This is a genomic window from uncultured Sphingorhabdus sp. (assembly GCF_937872355.1).
In the GTDB taxonomy this organism is placed as follows: Bacteria; Pseudomonadota; Alphaproteobacteria; order Sphingomonadales; family Sphingomonadaceae; genus Sphingorhabdus_B.
Genome location: NZ_CALMSV010000135.1, coordinates 30280 through 54848 on the forward strand (window position 1 = coordinate 30280; position 24569 = coordinate 54848).

At 59.2% G+C, this 24569-nt stretch carries 21 protein-coding genes and 1 pseudogene; 17 read left to right on the forward strand and 5 right to left on the reverse strand.

Annotated features, from left to right (window positions below; translation table 11 throughout):
* Positions 1-10: 10 nt before the first annotated feature.
* The gene (locus Q0239_RS08455) at positions 11-772 is read right to left on the reverse strand and encodes an iron-containing redox enzyme family protein (protein WP_298601159.1); all 762 of its coding nucleotides are present in this window, start codon (positions 770-772) and stop codon (positions 11-13) included.
* Between the two features lie 330 nt (positions 773-1102).
* Here Q0239_RS08455 and rplK point away from each other — a divergent pair, with 330 nt between their 5' ends.
* The 3 genes from rplK to Q0239_RS08470 all read left to right on the forward strand — a co-directional run bounded on the left by rplK (position 1103) and on the right by Q0239_RS08470 (position 3580).
* A complete protein-coding gene (gene rplK / locus Q0239_RS08460; RefSeq protein WP_298601162.1) occupies positions 1103-1534 on the forward strand; it encodes a 50S ribosomal protein L11 in 432 nt (143 codons plus the stop codon).
* A 4-nt stretch (positions 1535-1538) separates the two neighbouring features.
* Positions 1539-2234: a 50S ribosomal protein L1 gene (gene rplA, locus Q0239_RS08465; protein ID WP_298601165.1), complete on the forward strand. Its 696-nt coding sequence runs from the start codon at positions 1539-1541 to the stop codon at positions 2232-2234.
* Between the two features lie 89 nt (positions 2235-2323).
* A complete protein-coding gene (locus Q0239_RS08470; RefSeq protein ID WP_298601168.1) occupies positions 2324-3580 on the forward strand; it encodes a DUF1343 domain-containing protein in 1257 nt (418 codons plus the stop codon).
* Here Q0239_RS08470 and Q0239_RS08475 read toward each other — a convergent pair.
* From Q0239_RS08475 to Q0239_RS08485, 3 genes are all read right to left on the reverse strand, one after another.
* The gene (locus Q0239_RS08475; RefSeq protein ID WP_298601170.1) at positions 3567-5108 is read right to left on the reverse strand and encodes a sodium:solute symporter; all 1542 of its coding nucleotides are present in this window, start codon (positions 5106-5108) and stop codon (positions 3567-3569) included. The two genes, Q0239_RS08470 and Q0239_RS08475, sit on opposite strands and share 14 nt — an antisense overlap.
* A 175-nt stretch (positions 5109-5283) precedes the next feature.
* The gene (locus Q0239_RS08480) at positions 5284-6060 is read right to left on the reverse strand and encodes a sulfite exporter TauE/SafE family protein (protein ID WP_298601173.1); all 777 of its coding nucleotides are present in this window, start codon (positions 6058-6060) and stop codon (positions 5284-5286) included.
* 147 nt (positions 6061-6207) lie between these two features.
* Entirely contained in the window at positions 6208-6639 is a 432-nt protein-coding gene (locus Q0239_RS08485; RefSeq protein ID WP_298601176.1) for an Rrf2 family transcriptional regulator, read from the reverse strand.
* Between the two features lie 228 nt (positions 6640-6867).
* Between Q0239_RS08485 and Q0239_RS08490 the strand changes: the two genes are divergently transcribed.
* The 4 genes and pseudogenes from Q0239_RS08490 (at position 6868) to chrA (ending at position 8873) form a co-directional block, all read left to right on the forward strand.
* Positions 6868-7077 carry a cold-shock protein gene (locus Q0239_RS08490; protein ID WP_298601179.1) on the forward strand — a complete coding sequence of 70 codons (210 nt, stop codon included), beginning with the start codon at positions 6868-6870 and terminating at the stop codon, positions 7075-7077.
* A 2-nt stretch (positions 7078-7079) separates the two neighbouring features.
* Positions 7080-7337 carry a translation initiation factor IF-1 gene (infA, locus tag Q0239_RS08495; RefSeq protein WP_298601182.1) on the forward strand — a complete coding sequence of 86 codons (258 nt, stop codon included), beginning with the start codon at positions 7080-7082 and terminating at the stop codon, positions 7335-7337.
* A 20-nt stretch (positions 7338-7357) separates the two neighbouring features.
* A complete protein-coding gene (locus Q0239_RS08500) occupies positions 7358-7585 on the forward strand; it encodes a hypothetical protein (protein ID WP_298601185.1) in 228 nt (75 codons plus the stop codon).
* Positions 7569-8873 (forward strand): annotated as a pseudogene (chrA, locus tag Q0239_RS08505) (chromate efflux transporter). The gene Q0239_RS08500 and the pseudogene chrA overlap by 17 nt, the downstream one beginning before the upstream one ends.
* A gap of 6 nt (positions 8874-8879) precedes the next feature.
* Here the strand turns inward: chrA and Q0239_RS08510 are convergent.
* Positions 8880-10397 (reverse strand): S8 family serine peptidase, encoded by a 1518-nt coding sequence (locus Q0239_RS08510; RefSeq protein WP_298601188.1) that lies wholly within the window; start codon positions 10395-10397, stop codon positions 8880-8882.
* A 228-nt stretch (positions 10398-10625) separates the two neighbouring features.
* Between Q0239_RS08510 and Q0239_RS08515 the strand changes: the two genes are divergently transcribed.
* The 10 genes from Q0239_RS08515 to rpoC all read left to right on the forward strand — a co-directional run.
* Entirely contained in the window at positions 10626-11105 is a 480-nt protein-coding gene (locus Q0239_RS08515) for an RNA polymerase sigma factor (protein ID WP_298601191.1), read from the forward strand.
* Positions 11098-11808, forward strand: coding sequence for a hypothetical protein (locus Q0239_RS08520; RefSeq protein ID WP_298601194.1), 711 nt, complete (start codon positions 11098-11100; stop codon positions 11806-11808). The genes Q0239_RS08515 and Q0239_RS08520 overlap by 8 nt, the downstream gene beginning before the upstream one ends.
* 93 nt (positions 11809-11901) lie before the next feature.
* Positions 11902-12363 (forward strand): hypothetical protein, encoded by a 462-nt coding sequence (locus Q0239_RS08525; RefSeq protein ID WP_298601196.1) that lies wholly within the window; start codon positions 11902-11904, stop codon positions 12361-12363.
* A 114-nt stretch (positions 12364-12477) separates the two neighbouring features.
* Entirely contained in the window at positions 12478-13377 is a 900-nt protein-coding gene (locus Q0239_RS08530; RefSeq protein WP_298601199.1) for a hypothetical protein, read from the forward strand.
* Positions 13378-13754: 377 nt separating this feature from the next.
* The gene (rplJ, locus tag Q0239_RS08535; protein ID WP_298601202.1) at positions 13755-14270 is read left to right on the forward strand and encodes a 50S ribosomal protein L10; all 516 of its coding nucleotides are present in this window, start codon (positions 13755-13757) and stop codon (positions 14268-14270) included.
* A 69-nt stretch (positions 14271-14339) separates the two neighbouring features.
* Positions 14340-14717, forward strand: coding sequence for a 50S ribosomal protein L7/L12 (gene rplL, locus Q0239_RS08540; RefSeq protein ID WP_298601205.1), 378 nt, complete (start codon positions 14340-14342; stop codon positions 14715-14717).
* 95 nt (positions 14718-14812) lie between these two features.
* Complete coding sequence (locus Q0239_RS08545) at positions 14813-15349, forward strand: adenine phosphoribosyltransferase (protein ID WP_298601207.1); 537 nt, start codon at positions 14813-14815, stop codon at positions 15347-15349.
* Complete coding sequence (locus Q0239_RS08550) at positions 15346-16020, forward strand: purine phosphorylase (protein WP_298601210.1); 675 nt, start codon at positions 15346-15348, stop codon at positions 16018-16020. The genes Q0239_RS08545 and Q0239_RS08550 overlap by 4 nt, the downstream gene beginning before the upstream one ends.
* A 213-nt stretch (positions 16021-16233) precedes the next feature.
* Positions 16234-20406, forward strand: coding sequence for a DNA-directed RNA polymerase subunit beta (gene rpoB, locus Q0239_RS08555; RefSeq protein WP_298601213.1), 4173 nt, complete (start codon positions 16234-16236; stop codon positions 20404-20406).
* A gap of 83 nt (positions 20407-20489) precedes the next feature.
* The coding region (gene rpoC / locus Q0239_RS08560) for a DNA-directed RNA polymerase subunit beta' (RefSeq protein ID WP_298601216.1) at positions 20490-24569 on the forward strand (4080 nt) is incomplete at its 3' end.

Below are 24569 nucleotides of genomic sequence, written 5' to 3' on the forward strand. Positions count from 1 at the left end.
GCGGCCAGACTCAATAGGAGAGCGCTGCTTCGGTCCGCTCCGCACATGTCAGTGCGCGTTCGTATAACCAGTCCCAAAAGGAGGAGCGCAACGACAAGGCTTTGATCATGCCACGGCGCAAATCGGATTTGCCCTGCGGCGTGGCCGCGAAAGCCAGCGAAATCTCTTCGAGTGCTTCCTGATGGTGATCATCGACCGCCGTATGCAGCGGAAAGAACACCGTGTCGCGCGGATGCAGATCGGTACGCGCCAACGCCTTCACAAAAGGCTGGTATATGGTGCTCACGATATTCTCGGTGCCAAGCCCCAAAGCCCCTAACGCTTCGGCGGCCGATCCGTGTGTGAGCGTCGCCAGAAAGGATTCACGCCAGCAAACCAGCTCGATCGCTTCGGCTTCCGCCGCATAGGGTGCGGTCAAACCGTTGGCCTGTCGGAACCTGAGGAATAATTGCGGATGTGGGACACCCTCAATCCAAGACCGGTCGACGCCAACCGCCGCGAGTTCGGCATATTCCTCTTCTTCATAGTGCCCGGACTCCTCGGTCAGGTTCTGAAGCAGAATGTTACGATGAACAGGATTTTCCAGTTTTGAGATGACTGTGGTCAGGTAACGCGGAAAATGCAGCGAATAGCCATAATAATGATCGGCAAAATCACGCAACGCCCAGCCTGTATCCGGCAAATCGCCCGTATCGAGTGCCCGCAGATAGGGGTGCTGAACAGCACGGTGGTTCAAAGATTCTTCGATGAGGTCATTTATTGAAACAGACATTTTACCTCCTAAAACAAATAACGTTTGCCGTCCGGGGCAGGCCTCTATCCCAAAGCCGGGCGTCTCTGGAGCCGTGCAGCGGTACCGGTGCATATTAAGTTCACCGTCAAAGCCCGGCGTGGTCCGTGCTGTTTTGCGGCGATATCCGGCCGTCTGCACCCCAGAACGCTTGATTTTGTTGCGTCGTTCACCTAATGGCCCGCCTTCGCTTGCCTCCAAGCAAGTGATTCCCGCGCGGGAGGATGGCTTCGGCTGTCTGTTTGACCGCTTAATTTGATCCTCCATCGCCTTCACAGGCTTTGGCGGAGAAAGAATGAAAGGAGGCCTCTCATGGCCAAGAAGATTGACGGCTATATCAGCCTGCAGGTGCCCGCGGGCGCTGCAACCCCCTCCCCGCCGATCGGCCCTGCGCTCGGTCAGCGTGGTGTGAACATCATGGAATTCTGCAAGGCGTTCAACGCCGCGACCGGTGACCTTGAAAAGGGTACGCCGATTCCGACCAAGATCACCGTATTTTCGGACAAGAGCTTCACGTTCGCGACCAAATCGCCGCCGGCAACCTTCCTCATAAAGAAGGTCCTCGGCCTGAAATCCGGTTCGAAGGAACCCGGCAAGGTGACCGCGGGCAAGATCACGCGCAAGCAGCTCGAAGAAGTTGCTACCTTGAAGATGAAGGATCTGAACGCGAACGATATGGACGCTGCGGTCAAGATCATTGCAGGCTCGGCTACGGCCATGGGCCTCGAAGTGGTGGAGGGCTAAGATCATGGCAAAGCTGACCAAGAAGGCAAAGACCCTCGCCGCGCTTGACGCAGAAAAGCTCTATGGCGTTGATGAAGCGCTGAAGACCATCAAGGAACTGGCCACCGCCAAGTTTGACGAAACCATCGAAGTCGCGCTGAACCTCGGCGTTGACCCGCGCCACGCTGACCAGATGGTCCGTGGCATGGTCTCGCTTCCGGCCGGTACGGGCAAGGACATGAAGGTTGCCGTGTTCGCTCGCGGTGACAAGGCCGAAGCCGCGACCGCCGCTGGTGCTGACAAGGTCGGTGCCGAAGACCTGATGGAAGACATGCTGGCCGGTAACCTCGATTACGACCGCGTGATCGCAACGCCCGACATGATGGGTATTGTTGGTCGCCTGGGTAAGACGCTCGGTCCCAAGGGCCTGATGCCGAACCCGAAGCTGGGCACTGTGACCATGGACGTTGCCGCTGCTGTAACAGCCGCAAAGGCCGGTCAGGTTGAGTTCCGCGTTGAAAAGCAGGGCATCATCCACAGCGGCATCGGCAAGAAGAGCTTCTCCGACGCTGACCTGCGCTCGAATTTCGACGCACTGGTTGACGCTGTGATCAAGGCGAAGCCGTCGGGATCGAAGGGCAAATATGTCCGCAAGATCGCGATCAGCTCGACAATGGGCCCCGGCCTGAAGGTCGACGTAGCGGACGTCGCTGGCGCCTAAGCCAAGCCAAAGGCAAATTATGGAAGGGCCGGGGGCAACCCTGGCCCTTTTGCTTTGCCAGGCAGAGCTTTGTCCCATAGCTTTGCACCATGCGGTATCTGCCTGCCCTACTATTTGCATCCTTGGTTGCATCTCCACCGACTACCAACGCCGAGCCGGCCAAGCCGGCAAATGTGGCGTATGTTGCCATCAAGCACATCACACCCGGCATCGAAGTGCTGCTGGCCGAGCGGATGGCGCTGCTGCAGGGCAAGCGTATCGCGCTGCTGACCAACCAAACCGGCGTCGATCGCCGAGGCGTGAGCAGCATCGACCTGTTGCGGGCACAGGAGAGTGTGGAGCTTGCCGCGCTGTTCAGTCCCGAACATGGGGTGCGTGGTACGGCGCAGGCGGGGGAAAGGGTTGCCTCTGGCGTTGATACGCAAACCGGATTGCCGATCCACAGCCTTTATGGCGAGACAAAGGTGCCCACCCCTGAAATGCTGGCAGGGATAGATGTGGTGCTGGTCGATTTGCAGGATGTTGGCTCGCGGTTTTACACTTACTCGACGACGCTCCTCTTCATGTTGCGCGCGGCGGAAAAATCGGGCGTCGAGGTCATCATTCTGGACCGCCCCAATCCGCAAGACGGAGTCAAGGTCGAGGGGCCGGTGCTGGAGCCTCCATTTAGATCCTTTGTCGGCAGCTTTGCCATGCCAGTGCGTCACGGCATGACATTGGGCGAACTTGCGCGGATGTTTGTTGGTGAAGAAAGGTTGCGCACAAAACTCCGCGTCATCCCAGTGCGGGGTTGGCGGCGCGACATGCTCCCCTATTTCGCCTGGGATTTGCCCTGGGTGCCACCGTCGCCTAATATGCCGACGCCAAAGACAGCAGCGGTCTATTCGGGCACCGCGCTATTAGAGGGCACCAATATTTCCGAAGGGCGCGGCAGCGAGAAGCCATTTGAATATATTGGCGCGCCCTTCATTGACGGAGCAGAGCTCGCCGAGCGGATGAACGCAGCCGGGCTGCCCGGCGTTGCATTCAAACAAATATCCTTCGCACCGACTTTTTCCAAATTTGCGGGGCAGGTTTGCAATGGAGTTTGGGTGATCCCTACTGACCGCAGGACTTTCATGTCTGTACGGACAGGAATCGCCTTGGTGAAGGCCGTGCACGATCTGTATCCGGAGCATTTCCGGTTCCGCGAAGGTACCCCGTCATTTTTCGACCAGCTTGCCGGGACCGACACGGTGCGTAAAGGCATAATCGCGGGCGAGACAGTCGAAACAATCGAGGCGGGTTGGCAAGCGGAGCTCATCGAGTTCAACACAATCCGCGCACGTTACCTCATCTATCGCTGAACAGGGGTTTCCCGGCAAGGCACACCAGAAACGCCAGCCCCGCCCCTATGCACAGCTGCCAGGGGAAGGCGAGGCCCTTCATCGCGGGGGGCAGACCAAAGCTATCGACGATATAATGCTGTTGCAGCAGGATCGCGGCAAAGCCCACCGCCAGCGCCGCGATCACCGATGCGGTTGATCCGCGCTTGGTGAACAGCACCGTCGCATAGACGCCCAATAGCCCCGAATAGGCAAAGGCCATCACGCCGAGCACGAATTCGAGCAAGGGCATGTCGGTATAACGCTGCCAGTAGAAGCATAGGATCGACATTGCGAACAAGGCGAGTGCGAGCAGCAGCATCGCCCCGCGCCCGGCGTTGACATAATGATGCTCCCCCACCTGTGCGCCATGGCGTTCCTTCCACGGCCGGTAGAAATCGCTCACCAGCACCGCGGACATAGAGATCAGCCCCGAATTGATCGCCGCCGCCGCAATCACGCCGACGGTGATCAGCCCGCGCACCCCTGGCGGAATTTCGGAGAGGATGAACGACATGAAGATGGTGATCTTTTCCCCCGAAAAGCCCTGCATCGCGCTGGCACTCGCACCCATCAGCTCGGGCCGTTCGTAGAAGATGTGGAGCAACGAACCGATGGCCATGAACAACGCCACCACCGGGATCGTCATCCACATCGACAGATAGAGCGCACGGTTGCCCGCCTTGGCATCTTCGCACGCCAGAAAGCGCTGGCTGGTATCCTGATCGAGCCCGGCATTGCCGATATTGAGCAGCACCAGCCCGGTCAGGATCGCCCAGACGGTAAACGGCTTTGACCAATCGAGCGACCAGTCGAACAGCCGCAATTTGTCGACACCCCCGGGCGCTTGGCGCAGCCCCTCCCAAATCTCCGCCGCTGGTGCAGGGATGCGGTTCCAGAGCAGCCCAAAGACGATCAGCGCGCCGCCGACATAAAGCACCACCTGCACCAGATCGCTCCAGATCACCGCATTCAGCCCGCCGAACAAAGTGAAGACAATACCGAATACCACCAGCACCGCAGAGGCGATCAAGATATGCTGCGGCTCGACATCCAGAAAGATGATCATCGAAACCGCAATCGCCGCTAGATAGAGCCGCGCCCCGCTCGCCAATATTCGCCCGACCAGATACATCCCCGCCGCCGCGCGCCGCGCGGTCCGGTCGAACCGCACCTCGAGCAGCTCGTACACCGTGGTCACGCCCAGCGCATAATAACGCGGGATCAGCAGCCGGGCGACGAAGACCGCCGCGATGATCGCCGCGAAATTGCTGGTGAGGTAACTCCAGTCGCCGCGATAACTGTTGTCGGGCGCGCCGAGAAAGGTCGCGGCAGACTGCATCGTCGACAGCGCGGAAATTGCGACCAACCAGGCGGGCGCATGGTGGCCCGCAAGGAAATAATCCTCCGCCTTCGCCGGATTGCGCGTCGACCACCAGGCCGCGAGCGCGAGCAACGCAACATAGCCCCCGAGCACCGCCCAGTCATATCCGGTATAAGCCAGCGGCATCCCGTCCCCTTCCCCTTGGGGAGGAGTGAAAGCCTATTGGGAATGCGAATGCAAGCCGCGCTTTAAAGTAATGCTTCGTCACCCCCGCGAAGGCGGGGGTCCATCACCGGTGTTAGAAATTTTATCAGCAGGTGATGGATTCCCGCCTTCGCGGGAATGACGAATTGAATCGATGCTAACTCAACGCCTTATACAGGCTGAACAGGCTGGTCGCGGTCAGCACCACGCCCACCATCAACAACAAGGTCTTGGGCGGAACGCGCTTGGCGATGTACCCCCCTAACGGCGCGGCAAGCAGCCCGCCGACGAGCAAGCCACCAGTGACTTGCGTGAAGGCCTCAATCCCGATCGTGAAAAGGAACATCGCCGAAACGGTGAAGGTCAAAAAGAATTCCGCCGTATTCACCGTGCCCACGGTCTTGCGCGGATCGGTGCCCTGGATGAGGAGGTTTGATGTCACCACCGGCCCCCAGCCGCCCCCGCCCGAGGCATCAAGGAAACCGCCGATCAGCCCCAGCGGCACCGTGACTTTCGCATCCTTGGCCTTGGGCATTTGCGGGTATGTGAGCGCTTTATAGAGCAGGTAGAAACCGAGACAGGTGAGGTAGAGCATCACCAGCGGCCGCGCGACCTCTGCATGGATATTCGACAGCACATAGGCGCCAAGCGCGCCGCCAATCACCCCCGGCACCGCAATTCGCGCGAACAGTTTCCAATCGACATTTTTGTGGAGCACATGGCTGATCCCCGAGGCGCCGGTGGTAAACATCTCGACGAGATGCACCCCGGCGGAGGCCCGCGCGGGCGCCACCCCCATCACGCTGACCAGCAAGGTCGAACAGATCACGCCAAAGGCCATCCCCAGCGCGCCATCGACCAGCTGCGCGGCAAAGCCGATGGCGATAAAGGGCAGCAGCGCGTTCCAATCGATGGACCAGAGAAAGTCGAACATCGCACACCGCTCCCAAAACGCCGCACCGAATCGCGGCAGAACAGCGGCGATGTTATGTCAACCATTGCGCTAGACAATGGGAGTAAGGCTTGGGTGCGGTAAAGCGGGGCTTTGCTGGGGTGGGTTATGAAGCGAGCGAAGCTACCCTCAGCCCTCGGCCATCACGCCCATATCGATCGGGTCGGCAAGGCTGATCCGGTCGAGCACCGCTGCGGTCTCGTCACGCACCTTGAGCATCAGTGCGCGCATCCGGCAATTGCTTTCCTCAAGGCAGTTCTTGCATTTTTCATGCGCGAAACGGCTGGCGCAGGGGACGAGCGCGAGCGAACCACGGCTGATGCGGATGATATCGCCATAGCTGATATCAACAGGTGGCAGCGCCAGTTCATAGCCGCCATCCCGCCCGCGCTGCGACACGACCAGACCCGCGCGGCTCATTTCCGACAATATCACGGTCAGGAATTTGGCGGGGATATTCTGCGCCTCGGCAATATCCGTCAGTGGCACCAGCCCCTGCTGGTACTTGTCCGCCAGATGCATCAGCGCGCGGATGGTGTAGCGGGTCTTTTGCGAGAGCATTCTCTACTTATGGAGTAGAGAGCGCCGTGCCGCAAGGCCGTTTGCCATATTGCACCACTTATGTTATACACAGGATGCTATCGTCGAACGCGACGGAAATTTGAGGTGCAATTCGGGCCAAGTCCAACGGACAGGTCTGGCACGCGCAACGTCTTTTCTCACACGACCCTGGCTTCCCCGTGCGGCGCTGTTGCCGCGCGGGCAATAGTTTCGTGAAAGGAACGACTAATGACCACAGGCACCGTAAAATTCTTCAACACCGAAAAAGGCTATGGCTTTATTGCGCCCGATGGCGGCGGCGATGACAGCTTCGTCCACATCACTGCCGTGATGGCAGCCGGCATGTCGACGCTCGATAAGGACCAGCGCCTCAACTATGAAGTCGAAGCTGGACGCGACGGCAAGAAAGCCGCCGTCAACCTTTCGGCGGCTGACTAAGTTTGGCCAAAGAAGAGCTTCTGACGCTCGAAGGTGTAATCGATGAAATCCTGCCCGATGGCCGCTTTGGCGTCGTGCTGGAAAACGAGCACCGGATAATCGCTTACACGGCGGGGAAGATGCGGAAATTCCGCATCCGCTCCGTCGTGGGCGACCGCGTCCATGTCGAGATGACACCCTATGACCTCTCCAAAGGGCGCATCATTTTCCGCGAGCGCACCCCCGGCGTAGGCCCCGGCCCACGCAACATGCGCCGCTGAACCAGAAAGGAGCCGCTCCCATGGCTACCGTTGAATTCTATCGCGAGCGTGCCGCGCAGGCCTCACGCGATGCCGATCAGGCTACCCTCGCCAATGTCCGCGAGCGCCACTTGGTGGCGCGCGATACCTGGACCGAAATGGCCGACAAGGCCGAAGGCGTGATCGCATCGCGTGCCGCCGCCGAAGCGGAAAAGCTGGCCATGCAGCAGGCCAATGCGCTACTCGAACTGGATGCGGCCCACTCCTAGTCTCGGCGAACTGACGCGCCTGTTCGGCAAAATTGGCCTGATCAGTTTTGGCGGGCCCGCCGGCCAGATCGCGCTGATGCACGACGAAGTGGTCGACCGGAAGCAGTGGGTTTCCGAAGACGAATATCTACAGGCATTGAACCTGTGCCATCTGCTGCCAGGGCCCGAGGCGCAGCAACTTGCGGCTTGGATCGGTTGGCGGCTGCACGGCACGCTGGGCGGCCTGATTGCTGGACTGTTGTTTGTTATCCCCGGCGCGCTGGTGATGCTCGGGCTGTCGGCGCTTTACGTGCTCGCGATGGAAGTCAGTTGGCTGCAAGGGCTCTTCTTTGGCGTTAAGGCCGCTGTGCTCGCCATTGTCGTGCAGGCGCTGTTGCGGATAGGCGGCAAGGCTTTGACCACTCCCGCCAAACGGGCACTCGCGCTTGCGGCCTTTTTTGCGCTGTTCGCGCTGCACATTCCATTTCCGCTGCTGATACTGGCTGCCGCGATCATCGGCGCTATCGTCGCGCGGAAAGCCCCGGAGCTTTTTGCGCTGAAGCCGGTGGCTGCCCCAACCAACGCGCCGACCGGCCATTGGCTGGCGCACATCATCAAGACCGTACTGACATGGGGCATTATCTGGGCGGCACCTATGATCGCCATCCTGCTGACGCTGGGGCAAGACCATGTCCTTTGGAAAGTCGGCAGCTTCTTTTCCCAACTAGCGATCGTCACCTTTGGCGGCGCCTATGCGGTGCTCGCCTATATGGCGCAGGCGGCTGTGACCGGCTTTGGCTGGCTGAATGCGGGCGAGATGGCCGACGGATTGGGCCTTTCCGAAACCACGCCGGGGCCACTGATCCTCGTCACGCAGTTTGTCGGCTTCCTCGCAGGCTTCCGCGCGCCCGAGCCGTTTGATGCGTAGACAGCCGCTCTGCTCGCGGCGGGCCTCACCACCTGGGTCACCTTCGCCCCCTGCTTCCTTTGGATCTTCGCGCTCGCGCCATTGATGGAACGGATGCGCAGCATCGCCTGGCTGCAGGGCAGCCTTGCGGCGATTACGGCGGCAGTGGTCGGGGTGATTGCCAACCTCTCGCTCTGGTTCTCCCTGCATGTTCTATTCCACAAAGTGGTTCAAGCCGATATCGGCATCGGTTCAATCTGGTGGCCCGATAGGACCTCATTGGATGTGAAGGCACTCGCCATTGGTATCGCGGCAGCAACCATTCTGTTCGGTTTCAAATGGGGAATCATCCGCACCTTGGCGATTTGCGCTGTTTTCGGGCTGGCGCTGTCATCTCTTTAGTCTGGCTCAGGAAACAAAGCCGAAGCCGTAAACGGCATCTCGGCCGGGTTCGCCCAGATCGCGCGCTTCATTTTCCAGCCGTTTGAGGCATTTGATCCGTGAGGAGGGGCTTTTGCCACCCGTACAGCGGGCCATCCATGCTGCGACATGGGGTGTCGCAAATGACGTACCGCTCTGCCGCGCAGTTTTGCCTCCCGGCGCCGCCGCAGAGACGTCGACTCCCAGTGCGGCGACACGAACATACCGTCCCTGGTTGGCATAACGATAAATCCGCAAATCCTTGTCGACTGCAGTGACCGCCACGACATCAGGCAGAGCAGCTGGATAGGCCGGCGGGGCTGTTGGGCCGCCATTACCAGCAGCGGCTACGATAACATGGCCAAGGCCGCTTGCCTTGCGGACCAAGGTATCGAGAATGCGATTACGCGGACCGGCCAGGCTGATGTTGATAACCGGCACTTGCTGTTGCACCATCCAGTCAAGCGCACGCACAATGGCATCAGCGGATGTGTAGGGCTTTCCGCCGTTTCCCTGAAAAATGTTGGCAGCAACGATTGTCGCGGTGCCTTCGCTCGCAAGCAATGAGGCGATGGCGGTTCCGTGTTCGGTTGGTACCGCCTTTTCTCCGCCGCTGAAATCCCGCGTTTGCAACGCGACTTTTGCAAGAGACTTGTGACCAGCGACGCCCGTGTCGATCATGCCAATTTTCAATGAGCCCTGCTTCGCCCTGATGCTGCTACTGCCCTTGGTCGAGACACCCCCCTGCGGGCTGAATAACAGTCCATAATAATGCGAAAGATCGTAGCTACCCCGCGAATCTGTAGCACGAATCAGCTCAAGGGCTGCTTTTGATTCCATGTCCTTGGGTGATGCAAATCGGATCACTTCGCTGCCTAGGCCAGGTAGCTGGGCGCGTTCGATGACCGTAAAGCCAGCATTGACCGCAAGCGCCATTGAACTGTCATCAACGTCAATCCCGACAATTTCGCCCTTGCGAACCGGAAATCCTTTTTGATCGAATTCGGGGCTTTCGTTGCTGGCAAGATCGCGCATCGATTCCGACGATCCGTGGCTATCCTCCATTGCATCTTCCGCCGCCTTTGCCGCATCCTCTGCAGCATCGGCAGCGTCCTTTGCGGCCTCCTCAGCCGCTTTGGCGGCCTCTTCAGCGGCGTCGGCTGCGTCTTTAGCGGCCTGCTCTTCTGCATCCGCCGCATCCTTGATCGCCTGTTCCTGGGCGTCGGCTTCGGCTTTGGAGAGGTCTTCGGCGGCGCGAACCTTGGCTCGCTGGGCATCTTCACTGGCCTTGATTTCATCGATTCTGGTTCGCTCAGCAGCACGGGCTGCATCTTCGCTGGCACGGGCGCTGTCACGAGAGGCCCGCTCGGCAGCCCGGATCGACGCTTCCATAGCCTTGTCGGCGCGGTCTTCCCGGTCGAAGGCATTCAACTGGGCGGGCCCTACGACAAGGGCTGCCGCGAAGATTGCGGCCAGTGTTGACGGTATTCGTGACGATTGAGGCATCTCGAAAGTTTCATGCTTTTGGCAGCGTTTGGCAATATATTGTGTCATGCCCCGACAACGCCCGGCCTTGACAATTATTCCGCCTGTCCGGAGAAATAAAATCCAGTCTATCCATGCAGATAGATTTTTGGGGTTTCGAACACGGAATAAAATCCGCCTCGATACGTTAGGGCTTCGGACAGGATGCACTCCGGAAACGCAAATAGGGAAAGCGTCAGGGTGCGCGTCGTGGCATTTCTGCCGCGCCTTCGCCGTTTCTGTGCGGTGCTGGCGCGCAACGAAGATAGGGGCGATGATTTGATGCAAGCAACAGTCGAAAGGGCGTTGGCGCGGATCGACCAGTGGCAACCGGGCAGCAGCCTCGAAAGCTGGATGTTCCGGATCGCGCAAAATATCCACATTGATGAAGTTCGGGCACAGGCCCGGCGCGGGGTGTCGGTCGATATTGACGAGGCGGTTGCGCTTGTTGGCGAAGATGGGCGCGCTATTGTCGAAGAACGGTCTGATCTGGAAAAGGCCAGGTCGGCGATGGCTTTGCTACCCGACGAGCAACGCGCCTTAATGGCCCTCGTGGTGCTTGACGGTCGGTCTTACAAGGAAGCAGCCGAGATCCTCGATATACCTATCGGTACCGTGATGAGCCGATTAGCGCGCGCGCGTCAATCAATCGACCGCGCATTGCATGGCGAAGGACAGGGCAATGGTTGACCGGGCAGAACTTATCGCAGCTTATCTTGACGGGAGTTTGGACGGCGAGGCGTTGGTTGCGTTTGAAGCGGAAATGCGGGCAGACAGCGCACTCGCAGCAGACGTTCAACGGTGGCGGTCGAATGATAGCCTGCTGCACACTGCTTTCCCGCTTGATTCCAATGGCATTAATCCAGCCATGCTTGAAAAGCTGGGATTGGGTGAGCCGGTTCCACACGGAACTCCCATTCCTCTGGCAGCGAATGACAATCGTTGGTCGTGGGGTCGTTATGGCATTGCTGGCAGCGCGATCGCCGCATCTATTGCGGTTGCGTTGATTTTGTTCCAGCCTGACGATCAGGATGTGGCTGGCGACAGGCAATTTCAAATTGCGATGGAAACACTGCCATCTGGTCAGACTTTGAACTTGAGGGAAAAGGGCGAAGTAGGCCCGGTATTATCCTTCCGCGCCGGCGATGGGCGATATTGCCGTGAATTTTCCGGGGAACAGATAGGAGGCGGCATTGCCTGCCGTTCGTCTGACGGATGGACGGTTGAGGCGCAAACTGTGCGTGGCCCCGAAATCAGCACGAACGGGGAAATCCGAACTGCTGCAGGTAATGATCCGAAATCTTTGAATGCTGAAATGGATCGGCTGAACGCGTCCGACCCGCTTGATAAAGAAAAAGAAAATAAAGCAATTTCATCTGGTTGGAAGAATTAGGAGTTTTTTTGGAGCTACGCGCGGAATAATCGTCGCCCGCTCTCGTTGTGGAAAAACCGGCAACCCCCGCCGGGACCATTCGGGAGAAACAAGATGACTACTATCTGGAAACTGGGCGTAGCAACCGCCGCCATCTGTGCCGCAACGCTGACGGCTGGAAGCGCAATGGCGCGCCGTGGTGCCGATGACCCGGCGGGCCATGTCCGCCAATGCCGCGGCTGCGACGACGCGCCTGGCGATGTCCGCCAAGGGCGCGGTGCTGATGATCCTGCCGACCATGACATCAACGACGACAAGGGTGGCCTTCGCGAGCGCGGCCGTGGAGCTGACGATCCGGCTGACCATGACGTTAATGACGACAAGGGTGGCGATCGCGGTGGTCGTGGAGCGGATGATCCGGCTGATCATGATGCCAATGATGATCATGGCGGTGATCGTGTACGCGCTGCGGAAGATCGCGGTCAGGGACAGGGTCGTGGAAGAGGTCGCGGGCGCGGCGGTGACGACGCCCCGGGCGATGACCGTGGCGGTCGCGGCGCCGACGATCTGGGCTAACCGGATTGCTGGCGGTTCCGGGAAGGTCGCTCCTTCCCGGAACCCATTGCCATTTTTTATTGACGAGTGCGCCACGACGGGAAAGTCTGGTGCTCCAAGTTCCGGGGAAACAACATGAAAAAGCTATCAAGATGTGCAGCAGGTGCTTGCACTATTCTGGCGGCGATCGCCAGCCAGCCGGCCTTCGCCCAAAATCAAAGTCCGACGGGTGAAAGCGTCAAAGGCGTCCTGCGCTTTTCGACCGGCATCAACTATTCCAAAGGTGACTATGGCGAAGTGACTGCAACCAAAGTCGTTTCGACCCCTGTCAGCCTGAAATATAGCAAGGACAATTTCAGTATCCGGGTATCGGTGCCCTATGTACGCATCGACGGCCCTGGTTCACTAATCCAGACACCTGAAGGCCGTGACAGTGGTGGAGGCGGAGGCCGCACCGACAATAGCGGCCCAGGCAGTGCCAATTCCGGATCCGGTTCAAGCGGTTCCGGTGATGTTGAAGTTGACGACAGCGGCGGTGTTCCGGTCAGTACACGCCGCAGCGGTTTCGGTGATGTTGTGATCGCCGGTACATATTCGTTCGATCTCGGCAATGATTTCTTCATCGATGCCACTGGTAAAGTCAAAGTGCCGACAGCTTCAAAGTCGAAACGGCTTGGGACGGGCAAAGTCGATGTGACAGCTGCCCTCGACCTAGTGAAGGAGTTCGGCCCAACTACGCTATACGTACATGGTCGGCGCAAATTTGCTGGCAACTCTACCGCCGTTCCTGTTCGCGACACCTGGGGTGCCGGAGCAGGGGCAAGCGTGCGCGCCGGCAATGGCGTCACTCTTGGCGCGGATTACGACTGGCAGCAATCTTCCATAGCCGGAAACAAGGCATCGAGCGAAGTGACGGGCTGGGCAAGTTTCCGCCTTGCCAAAGGCTTTAACATGTCAGTGTTTGGCAGCACAGGTCTGAACAACAACAGCACCGGTTTTGCGGGCGGGCTTTCGCTGAGCATCAGGTTGAACTGATTTATGGTTCGGGAGCCGGTCCTTCGGGTCGCAAGAAGGCTGCTCCCACACCGCGCGATCGGGCAACGATGCCCCCCGCCCGGTCGCGCCTTTTCGGCGCAACGCTTGACTCTCGCCGCATAGCTGCTAATGGCCGCCCCCGACCGGAGGGTTCGCCCTCCATGTCACCGTCCGAGACAGTTGGTGACCGGAATTTGCCGGTCTTAATTTCCAGCCTAGACGGGGATAGACTCATTCAAGGCACGCCTCGCGTGTCCCCGGCTGTTCGCAGCTATGAACCTTCCCCACGGACTATGTATGCGGATCGCCCATCAGGGCGTTGCGCGATTTCGTGTTGGGTTGGCCTTCAAAAGCCAATCCTGTGATTGGAGTAATGCATGAACCGTTCTGAAAAGACCGAAGCGGTTGCTGCGCTGAATGCAACCTTTAACGAAGCCGCGGTTGTCGTGGTCACCCGTAATCTGGGCCTGACCGTCGCACAGTCGACCGACCTTCGTTTGAAGATGCGTGACGCGGGTGCCGGCTACAAGGTCGCCAAGAACCGCCTTGCCAAAATCGCATTGAACGACACGCAGTACAGCCCGCTCAGCGATCTGCTGACCGGCCCGACTGCGATTGCCACATCGGGTGATCCGGTGGCCGCCGCCAAGGTTGCCGTCGAATTCGCCAAGACCAACGACAAGCTTGAAATTGTCGGCGGTGCGATGGGCTCGACCGTCCTCGATGTTGAAGGTGTCAAGGCACTGGCTTCCATGCCGTCGCTCGATGAACTGCGCGCCAAGCTGATCGGCCTTGTCCAGGCCCCGGCTACCAAGGTTGTGCAGGTTATCTCGGCGCCTGCTGGACAGCTGGCACGGGTTTTTGGCGCATACGCCGCCAAGGAAGCCGCATAATTTTTTCACATCACTGCGCGGCGAGCGATCGCGCGGGTAGAATTGCATAGAAATTGGAGTGTTATTGAAATGGCTGATATTGAAAAGCTGGTAGAAGAACTGAGCAAGCTGACCGTTCTGGAAGCTGCTGACCTTGCCAAGGCTCTGGAAGAAAAGTGGGGCGTTTCGGCTGCTGCTGCTGTTGCTGTTGCAGCACCTGCTGCTGGCGGCGCTGCTGCTCCGGCTGCTGAAGAGCAGACCGAATTCGACGTCATCCTGACCGGCGACGGCGGCAACAAGATCGCTGTCATCAAGGAAGTCCGCGCCATCACCGCGCTCGGCCTGACCGAAGCCAAGGCTCTTGTTGAGTCGGCTCCGAAGGCGATCAAGGAAGGCGTGTCGAAGGCTGAAGCCGAAGAAATCAAGGCGAAGATCGTTGCCGCTGGCGGCACCGTCGACCTTAAGTAATCGACTTTTCCCCGACGGGGGAAATGAGAGGGCGGTCCAGAAATGGGCCGCCCTTTTTCTTTGCGCTTTCAAAATGGGCACGGCATTTAGCGACCATGACCAAAAATGCCGATCTCGCCGCGCTCATCCGCACCATTCCCGATTATCCCAAACCGGGCATATTGTTTCGCGATGTCTCCACGCTGTTGCTCGACGGGCAGGGTTTCCGGCAAACCATCGACCGGATGGCCGCGATGGTCTCGCCCGATACGCGACTGATCGCTGGCATTGAAGCACGGGGGTTTATTGTCGCGGCGGGGCTGAGCTATGCGCTGGGGCTCGGTAAGCTGATGCTGCGCAAACCCGGAAAGCTTCCGGGTGAGAAGATCGGCATCGACTACGCCCTTGAATATGGCACCGACCGAATTGAGCTGCACACTGGCCAAGTGCTGCCGGGGCAGAAAGTAGTGCTGGTCGATGACCTGATCGCCACAGGCGGTACTGCACTGGCAGGTATCGAATTGATCCGGCAGGCGGGCGGCGTAGTCGAGCAGGCGCTGTTCATTGTCGACCTGCCCGAGCTTGGCGGAGCGGAAAAGCTTCGCCAGGCAGGCGTAGAGCCGACCGCCCTCATCGGCTTTGACGGACATTGAAGCAGGTTCTCCTCCTCGCAGCGCTGCCCGAAGAAGCGGATGCCTTCCTCCCCGGTCAGGGTCGTGTCATCGAAGGCGAGCCGGTACAGGTCCGTGTGGTCGAAACGGGTGGAGTCCGGATCACTATTGTCACCTGCGGCCTTGGCAAGGTCAATGCCGCGCTGGCGGTCGGGCGGTATGCCGACGCCGAAGCCGCACTCGTCGCGATGACCGGAACGTGCGGGCGGATCGGCCCGATATCAGGGGATTGCTTCTGGATCGAAAGGGCCATCCAGCACGATTATGGCGCACAGCAGTCATCAGGCTTCACCCATTATCGCGCGGGCGACTGGCCGATGGGTGCGGCACGCGACCACGCCTTTACAGCAATGTCCGACCCCGGATTGGGACTTCCGCACGCTAGCATCGCCAGCGGCGACCTATTTCTCGAATGCACGGACACAGCAGAGGCACTTGCCGAGCGGTTGGGCACCCACCTCGTAGACATGGAAGTTGCCGCCGTCGCTCAAGCTGCCGAAGTCCTCGGCCTGCCTTGGGCTGCCATAAAAGCGGAAACCGACGGTGCAGACGGCGATAGCGCGGGCGATTTCAGCGCAAACCTGAAACGAGCTGCGAGGAAAGCGGCGGAAGCCATGGAGCAACTGCTTGTCAAAAGCGCCCCTTCGGCTTGACCCCAACCGGCCAAAACCCTATAAGGTTTCTTATCCACCCTATCTTTCGGGATCGGGGCAAAACGCGCATTGCCTCCAACGAATTGAAAGATAAGGTTTTCTGACGCGCTAAGGCTGCTGGTTGCATCCCGAATCCGGGGGCGATGCCATGCGGCCTTTTCGTTGTCGGAAATTGCGCTCAATGTTTTGATATAGACGAGGCTGAGCAACTCCATGGCTAAAGCAGCGGTTTCCGCATCGCTGGGCGCATCCACCGCCCTGTCGCGCTCCAAGCGCATTCGCAAGATTTTCGGCAACATCCACGAAGTGATCGATATGCCGAACCTGATCGAGGTTCAGCGCGAGAGCTATGAACAGTTCCTGCGTAGCGATCCGTCGATCGGCTATGTGTCTGGTCTCGAAAAGACTCTGCGCAGCGTCTTCCCGATCCGCGACTTCGCCGGAACCTGCGAGCTCGACTTCGTCAATTACGAACTCGAAGATCCGAAATATGACGTTGAGGAGTGCCGCCAGCGCGGGATCACTTACTCGGCACAGATGAAGGTCACGCTCCGCCTGATCGTCTTTGAAGTCGACCCCGATACCGAAGCGCGTTCGGTTCTCGATATCAAGGAGCAGGACGTCTATATGGGCGAAATGCCCCTGATGACGGGCAATGGCACCTTCTTCATCAACGGCACCGAGCGCGTCATCGTTTCGCAGATGCACCGTTCGCCGGGCGTGCTGTTCGACCATGACCGTGGCAAGACCCACTCGTCGGGCAAATATCTGTTCGCTGCACGCGTCATTCCATATCGCGGTTCATGGCTCGATTTTGAGTTCGACGCGAAGGACATCGTCAACGTCCGTATCGACCGCAAGCGCAAGCTGCCGGTCACGACCTTGCTCTATTCACTCGGCCTCAACAGCGAAGAAATCCTCAACCATTTCTATGACCGCGTGACCTTTGCTCGCGCCAAGGGTGGCTGGAAGATTCCGTTCAACGCCGAACAATGGCGCGCGTCGAAGCCGAGCTTTGACATTGTCGATGCCAAGTCGGGCGAGGTGATCTTCCCCGCAGGGCAGAAGATCACGCCGCGCGCGGCCAACAAGGCGGTCAAGGACGGTCTTGAAGAGCTGTTGATCCCGACCGAGGAAATCTTCGGCCGCTATTCGGCGTTCGATCTTGTCGACGACAAGACCGGTCGCATCTATGTCGAAGCAGGCGACGAAATCACCGCTGAAAACCTTGAAGCACTCGACAAAGCCGGCATCGACAGCCTCGAGCTGCTCGACATCGATCATGTCATCACCGGCGCCTGGATGCGCAACACGCTCAAGGCTGACAAGGCCGAGAATCGCGACATGGGTCTCGATGCGATCTACCGCGTCATGCGCCCCGGCGAACCGCCGACCCGCGAAACTGCAGAGGCACTGTTCGCTGGCCTGTTCTTCGACCCTGACCGGTACGACCTGTCGGCGGTTGGTCGCGTGAAGCTCAACATGCGCCTTGGCCTTGATGCCGAAGACACGCTGACCACGCTGCGCACCGAAGATATCCTCGCGGTGGTCAAGGAACTGGTCAACCTCAAGGACGGCAAGGGCGAAATCGACGATATCGACAATCTCGGCAATCGCCGTGTCCGTTCGGTCGGCGAATTGCTCGAAAACCAGTATCGCGTCGGCCTGCTGCGTATGGAACGCGCGGTCAAGGAACGCATGAGCTCGGTCGACGTTTCGACAGTGATGCCGAACGACCTGATCAACGCCAAGCCGGCAGTAGCAGCCGTGCGCGAATTCTTTGGTTCGTCGCAGCTGTCGCAGTTTATGGACCAGACCAATCCGCTGTCGGAAGTCACCCACAAGCGCCGCGTTTCGGCACTTGGGCCGGGTGGTCTGACCCGCGAGCGCGCAGGCTTCGAAGTCCGCGACGTTCACCCGACGCACTATGGCCGTATCTGCCCGATTGAAACGCCGGAAGGCCCGAACATCGGTCTGATCAACTCGCTGGCGTCATTCAGCCGGGTCAATAAATATGGCTTCATTGAAACGCCGTATCGCAAGATTGTCGACGGCAAGGTGACCGAAGAGGTCGTCTATCTGTCGGCAATGGAAGAAGCCAAGCACACGATCGCGCAGGCAAACGCAGAGCTGACCGCCGATGGCAGCTTTGTCGAGGAACTGATCTCGGCGCGTGAAGCCGGTGAATTCCTGATGGCACCTCGCGGCCAGATCACCTTGATGGACGTCAGCCCCAAGCAGCTGGTTTCGGTTGCAGCATCGCTCATTCCCTTCCTGGAAAATGACGACGCCAACCGCGCGCTGATGGGATCGAACATGCAACGTCAGGCTGTGCCACTGCTGCGTGCAGAGGCACCGTTTGTCGGTACCGGTATGGAAGCCACCGTGGCGCGCGATTCGGGCGCTGCAATTTCGGCCCGCCGCACCGGTATTGTCGATCAGGTCGACGCGACGCGTATCGTTGTCCGCGTCACCGGCGAAGTCGAAGCCGGCCAGTCGGGCGTCGACATCTACACGCTGCAGAAATATCAGCGTTCGAACCAGTCAACCTGCATCAACCAGAAGCCTCTGGTGAAAGTGGGTGACGCGATCGAGGCAGGCGATATCATCGCCGACGGCCCGTCGACCGAACTGGGTGAACTCGCTCTCGGCAAGAACGCGCTCGTCGCCTTCATGCCCTGGAACGGCTATAACTACGAAGACTCGATCCTGATTTCGGAACGCATCGTGAAGGACGACGTGTTCACTTCGATCCATATCGAGGAATTCGAAGTCATGGCCCGCGACACCAAGCTTGGGCCCGAAGATATTACCCGCGACATCCCCAATGTGGGTGAGGAAGCTCTGCGCAACCTCGACGAAGCGGGCATCGTCTATATCGGTGCAGAAGTGCATCCGGGCGACATCCTCGTCGGCAAAATCACTCCCAAGGGTGAATCGCCGATGACCCCGGAAGAAAAGCTGCTGCGCGCGATCTTTGGTGAAAAAGCCAGCGATGTGCGCGACACCTCGCTCCGCCTGCCGCCGGGCGTTTCGGGTACCATCGTTGAAGTGCGCGTCTTCAACCGCCACGGCATCGACAAGGACGAGCGCGCGATGGCCATCGAACGCGAGGAAATCGAACGCCTTGCGAAGGACCGCGAAGACGAACGCTCGATCCTCAACCGCGCAACCTACAACCGTCTGAAGGACATGCTGGTCGGCCAGACTGCTGCCGCCAGCCCCAAGGGCATCAAGAAGGGCGAAAAGATTTCGGAAGAAAATCTTGCCGAAGTCGAACGTCACGAATGGTGGAAGATTGCGGTTACCGACGACAAGGTCCAGTCAGACCTTGAAGCGGTGAAGGCGCAGTATGACGAGACCGCCAAGGCGATTCAGGAGAAGTTCGAGGATCGCAAGGAAAAGCTCGAACGCGGCGACGAACTCGCCCCGGGCGTGCTCAAAATGGTCAAGGTTTTTGTCGCCATCAAGCGCAAGCTGCAGCCGGGCGACAAGATGGCCGGCCGCCATGGTAACAAGGGTATTATCAGCCGCATCCTGCCGCAGGAAGACATGCCTTTCCTCGCCGACGGTACGCCGGTCGATTTCGTGCTGAACCCGCTCGGCGTGCCTTCGCGCATGAATGTCGGGCAGATCTTCGAAACGCACCTTGGCTGGGCTGCCCGTGGTCTTGGCAAGCAGATCCAGACGGCACTTGAAGATTGGCGCGCTGCCAATCCGAACCCCGAAGCTGGTGCGCCACCCGAAGCCATCCGTGACCGTCTGGTCGATATCTATGGTGACAATTACACCGCAGAGATCAAGGGTCGCTCGGATAGCGACATCATCGAGCTGGCCGGAAATCTGACCGCAGGCGTACCGATGGGCACGCCGGTGTTCGACGGAGCGAAGGAGCAGGACGTTGCCGACATGCTGGCACGCGCCGGTTTCGACGTTTCGGGGCAGAGCGACCTTTATGATGGCCGTACCGGTGACAAGTTCGACCGCAAGGTGACCGTGGGCTACATGTATATGCTCAAACTGCACCACTTGGTCGACGACAAGATCCACGCCCGTTCGATCGGTCCCTACAGCCTCGTCACCCAGCAGCCGCTGGGCGGTAAGGCGCAGTTTGGTGGCCAGCGCTTCGGGGAAATGGAGGTCTGGGCGCTTCAGGCCTATGGCGCAGCCTATACGCTGCAGGAAATGCTGACGGTGAAATCGGACGACGTGGTCGGCCGCACCAAGGTGTACGAAGCGATCGTCAAGGGCGACGATACCTTCGAAGCCGGCATTCCGGAGAGCTTCAACGTTCTCGTCAAGGAAATGCGCTCGCTCGGTCTCAATGTCGACCTGAAGTCGATCAACGATGCCGAAGAAGACGATCTGCCGGAGGCTGCGGAATAAGAAAGCCGGGCGGCAGAAATGCCGCCCCTTTCCCGCCCTATGGATGAAATTTCGGAGCCTTTCTGCTCCATGAGGACACAAAGATGAACGATCTTACCAAATTCAGCAATCCGCTCGCCAAGCCGGAAACCTTCGACCAGATCCAGATTGGCATCGCGTCGCCGGAGAAAATCCGCAGCTGGTCTTTCGGCGAAATCAAGAAGCCGGAAACGATCAACTACCGCACTTTCAAGCCTGAGCGTGACGGCCTGTTCTGCGCCCGCATCTTCGGCCCCGTAAAGGACTATGAGTGCCTGTGCGGTAAGTATAAGCGTATGAAATATAAGGGCGTCGTCTGCGAAAAGTGCGGCGTCGAAGTAACCGTAACCAAGGTGCGCCGTGAGCGCATGGGCCATATCGAGCTCGCCGCTCCGGTCGCGCATATCTGGTTCCTGAAGTCGCTGCCGTCGCGCATCGGCTTGCTGCTCGACATGCAGTTGAAGCAGCTCGAACGCGTCCTCTATTTCGAGCATTATATCGTCACCGAACCCGGCCTGACCGCGCTTGAGAAGTTCCAGCTTCTGACCGAAGACGAACTGCTCGCAGCCCAGGACGAATATGGCGAAGACGCCTTCACCGCCGGCATCGGTGCCGAAGCGGTCAAGCAGATGCTGATGGACCTCGACCTCGAACAGGAACGGGTCGATCTGATGGAAGAACTGGCAACGACCAAGTCGGAGCTGAAGCCCAAGAAGATCATCAAGCGCCTGAAGGTCGTCGAAAGCTTCATCGATTCGGGCAACCGCCCCGAATGGATGATCCTAGACGTCATCCCCGTCATTCCGCCCGAACTGCGCCCGCTGGTTCCGCTGGATGGCGGCCGTTTCGCGACTTCGGATCTGAACGATCTCTATCGTCGCGTGATCAACCGTAACAACCGCTTGAAGCGCCTGATTGAATTGCGCGCGCCGGACATCATCGTCCGCAACGAAAAGCGCATGCTGCAGGAAGCCGTCGACGCACTGTTCGACAATGGCCGTCGCGGCCGCACCATCACCGGTGCCAACAAGCGTCCGCTGAAGTCGCTGTCTGACATGCTCAAGGGCAAGCAGGGCCGCTTCCGTCAGAACCTGCTCGGTAAGCGCGTCGACTATTCGGGCCGTTCGGTCATCGTGACCGGTCCGGAACTCAAGCTGCACCAGTGCGGTCTGCCGAAGAAGATGGCGCTCGAGCTGTTCAAGCCGTTCATTTACTCGCGCCTCGACGCCAAGGGTCTTTCGATGACCCTGAAGCAGGCGAAGAAGTGGGTGGAAAAGGAACGCAAAGAAGTCTGGGACATCCTTGACGAGGTGATCCGCGAGCATCCGGTTCTGCTGAACCGCGCGCCGACGCTGCACCGTTTGGGTATCCAGGCGTTCGAACCCGTCCTCATCGAGGGCAAGGCGATCCAGCTTCACCCACTCGTTTGCTCAGCCTTCAACGCCGACTTTGACGGTGACCAGATGGCCGTCCACGTGCCGCTGAGCCTTGAAGCCCAGCTTGAAGCGCGCGTGCTGATGATGTCGACCAACAACATCCTTTCGCCCGCCAATGGTAAACCGATCATCGTTCCTTCGCAGGATATGGTGCTTGGCCTCTATTATCTGTCGATGGACCGCGAAGGCGAGCCGGGCGAAGGTATGATCCTTTCGGACATGGCCGAAGTCCACCAGGCGCTCGAAGTCGGTGCCGTTACCCTGCACTCGAAGATCACCAGCCGCGTTCCGCAGACCGGTGAAGACAAAGTCGAACGCATGGTGCGTTACCAGACCACCCCGGGCCGCATGCTGATCGGTGAATGCCTGCCGAAATCGCACACCGTGCCCTTCGACGTGGTCAACCGCCTGCTCACCAAGAAGGAAATCGGCGACGTTATCGACCAAGTCTATCGTCACACCGGCCAGAAGGACACCGTCCTCTTCGCTGACGCGATCATGGGCCTCGGTTTCCGCCACGCCTTCAAGGCCGGCATCAGCTTTGGCAAGGACGACATGATCATCCCGCACGAAAAGGATGGTCTGGTCAATGAAACCAAAGCGATCGTTGCAGACTTCGAACAGCAATATCAGGACGGTCTGATCACCCAGCAGGAAAAGTACAACAAGGTGATCGACGCCTGGAGCCGTTGCGGTGACCAGGTGGCGAACGCCATGATGGACAAACTGAAAGCGACACCGAAGGACGAGCATGGCCGTGAAGCGCCGATCAACTCGATCTACATGATGGCCCACTCGGGCGCTCGTGGTTCGCCGGCGCAGATGAAGCAGCTGGGCGGGATGCGCGGCCTGATGGCCAAGCCGTCGGGCGAGATCATCGAAACCCCGATCATCTCGAACTTCAAGGAAGGCCTGACCGTTCTTGAATATTTCAACTCGACCCACGGTGCCCGTAAGGGCCTCGCTGACACCGCGCTGAAGACGGCAAACTCCGGTTACCTGACCCGTCGTCTTGTCGACGTATCGCAGGATTGCACCATCGTCGAAATCGACTGCGGCACCGAACGCGCGCTCGAAATGCGCGCCATCGTGCAGGGTGGTTCAACCATCGCTTCGCTCGGCGAACGCGTGCTTGGCCGCACCACGGCAGAAGACATTGTCGGCCCCGATGGCAAGGTTGCCATCCCGACCGGCAGCTTGCTTGACGAAGCCGCGATCACCCAGATTGAGGAAATCGGCCTGCAAGCCCTCAAGATCCGCAGCCCGCTGGTTTGCGAATCGAAGGTTGGCGTCTGCGGAACCTGCTATGGTCGCGATCTGGCTCGCGGTACCCCGGTCAATATCGGTGAAGCTGTCGGCGTTATCGCCGCGCAGTCGATCGGTGAACCGGGCACGCAGCTGACCATGCGTACCTTCCACATCGGTGGTGCAGCACAGCTGAACGAAACGTCGAACCTCGACGCTTCGGTCGATGGCGTTGTCACCTATCGCGATCTGCCAACGCTGGTTGACAAGCGCGGTCGCCGTATCGCCATGGCGCGCAACGGTGAACTGATCCTGTCGGACAAGGAAGGCCGTGAACTCGAAATGCACCGTCTGCCCTTCGGCGCGACGCTGGCATTTGAAGACGGAGCCAAGGTGAAAGCGGGTGACCGCCTCGCTGAATGGGATCCGTTCACCATGCCGGTCATCACCGAAAAGCCGGGTATCGTGAAGTTCCAGGATCTGCTCGACGGCAAGACCCTGATCGAACAGACCGACGATGCCACCGGCATCGCCCAACGCGTCGTGATCGAATATCGCGGTGCGGCTCGCGGCAAAAAGGAAGACCTGCGTCCCCGCCTGACCCTGCTTGATGACGATAGCGGCGAAGCTGCGCGCTATCTGCTGAGCGTCGGTACGATGCTGTCGGTTGAAGACGGTACGAAGGTAGAAGCGGGCGACGTTCTCGCTCGTGTGACCCGCGAATCGGCCAAGACCCGCGACATCACCGGCGGTCTGCCGCGCGTTGCCGAACTGTTCGAAGCGCGCGTTCCCAAGGACAATGCGATCATCGCCAAAATTTCGGGCCGGATCGAATTCGTCCGCGACTATAAGGCGAAGCGCAAAATCGCGATTGTTCCCGAGGAAGGTGATCGGATTGAATATCTGATCCCGAAATCGAAGGTGCTCGACGTGCAGGAAGGCGATTTCGTCCGTAAGGGCGACAACCTGATTGCCGGTTCGCCAAACCCGCACGACATCCTCGAAGTGTTGGGCGTGGAAGCCTTGGCCGAATATCTGGTCGCCGAAATCCAGGAAGTCTATCGATTGCAGGGCGTGAAAATCAACGACAAGCACATCGAGGTGATCGTTCGCCAGATGCTGCAGAAGGTTGAGATCACCAATGGCGGTGACACCACTTTGCTGGCCGGCGAACAGGTCGACCGCGAAGAAATGGACGCGATCAACGCCAAGCTGCAGCCGGGCCAGGCCTTCGCCGAAGGCAACCCTGTCCTGCTCGGCATCACCAAGGCGTCGCTGCAAACCCGCAGCTTCATCTCGGCAGCGTCCTTCCAGGAAACGACCCGCGTGCTCACCGAGGCTTCGGTGCAGGGCAAGGTCGATACGCTGACCGGCCTCAAGGAGAACGTCATCGTCGGCCGCCTGATCCCGGCGGGCACGGGTGCCGGCATGAACCGCCTGCGCGTCGCGGCCTCGTCGCGTGAC

Coding starts and splice junctions, on each gene's coding strand:
- Q0239_RS08520 (WP_298601194.1), top strand. CDS start 11,098: ATGGTTGACCGGGCAGAACTTATCGCAGCTTATCTTGACGGGAGTTTG.
- Q0239_RS08510 (WP_298601188.1), bottom strand. CDS start 10,397: ATGCCTCAATCGTCACGAATACCGTCAACACTGGCCGCAATCTTCGCG.
- Q0239_RS08500 (WP_298601185.1), top strand. CDS start 7,358: ATGGCTACCGTTGAATTCTATCGCGAGCGTGCCGCGCAGGCCTCACGC.
- rplJ (WP_298601202.1), top strand. CDS start 13,755: ATGAACCGTTCTGAAAAGACCGAAGCGGTTGCTGCGCTGAATGCAACC.
- rplK (WP_298601162.1), top strand. CDS start 1,103: ATGGCCAAGAAGATTGACGGCTATATCAGCCTGCAGGTGCCCGCGGGC.
- rplA (WP_298601165.1), top strand. CDS start 1,539: ATGGCAAAGCTGACCAAGAAGGCAAAGACCCTCGCCGCGCTTGACGCA.
- Q0239_RS08525 (WP_298601196.1), top strand. CDS start 11,902: ATGACTACTATCTGGAAACTGGGCGTAGCAACCGCCGCCATCTGTGCC.
- Q0239_RS08545 (WP_298601207.1), top strand. CDS start 14,813: ATGACCAAAAATGCCGATCTCGCCGCGCTCATCCGCACCATTCCCGAT.
- Q0239_RS08530 (WP_298601199.1), top strand. CDS start 12,478: ATGAAAAAGCTATCAAGATGTGCAGCAGGTGCTTGCACTATTCTGGCG.
- rpoB (WP_298601213.1), top strand. CDS start 16,234: ATGGCTAAAGCAGCGGTTTCCGCATCGCTGGGCGCATCCACCGCCCTG.
- Q0239_RS08470 (WP_298601168.1), top strand. CDS start 2,324: ATGCGGTATCTGCCTGCCCTACTATTTGCATCCTTGGTTGCATCTCCA.
- rplL (WP_298601205.1), top strand. CDS start 14,340: ATGGCTGATATTGAAAAGCTGGTAGAAGAACTGAGCAAGCTGACCGTT.
- Q0239_RS08480 (WP_298601173.1), bottom strand. CDS start 6,060: ATGTTCGACTTTCTCTGGTCCATCGATTGGAACGCGCTGCTGCCCTTT.
- Q0239_RS08485 (WP_298601176.1), bottom strand. CDS start 6,639: ATGCTCTCGCAAAAGACCCGCTACACCATCCGCGCGCTGATGCATCTG.
- Q0239_RS08455 (WP_298601159.1), bottom strand. CDS start 772: ATGTCTGTTTCAATAAATGACCTCATCGAAGAATCTTTGAACCACCGT.
- Q0239_RS08490 (WP_298601179.1), top strand. CDS start 6,868: ATGACCACAGGCACCGTAAAATTCTTCAACACCGAAAAAGGCTATGGC.
- Q0239_RS08475 (WP_298601170.1), bottom strand. CDS start 5,108: ATGCCGCTGGCTTATACCGGATATGACTGGGCGGTGCTCGGGGGCTAT.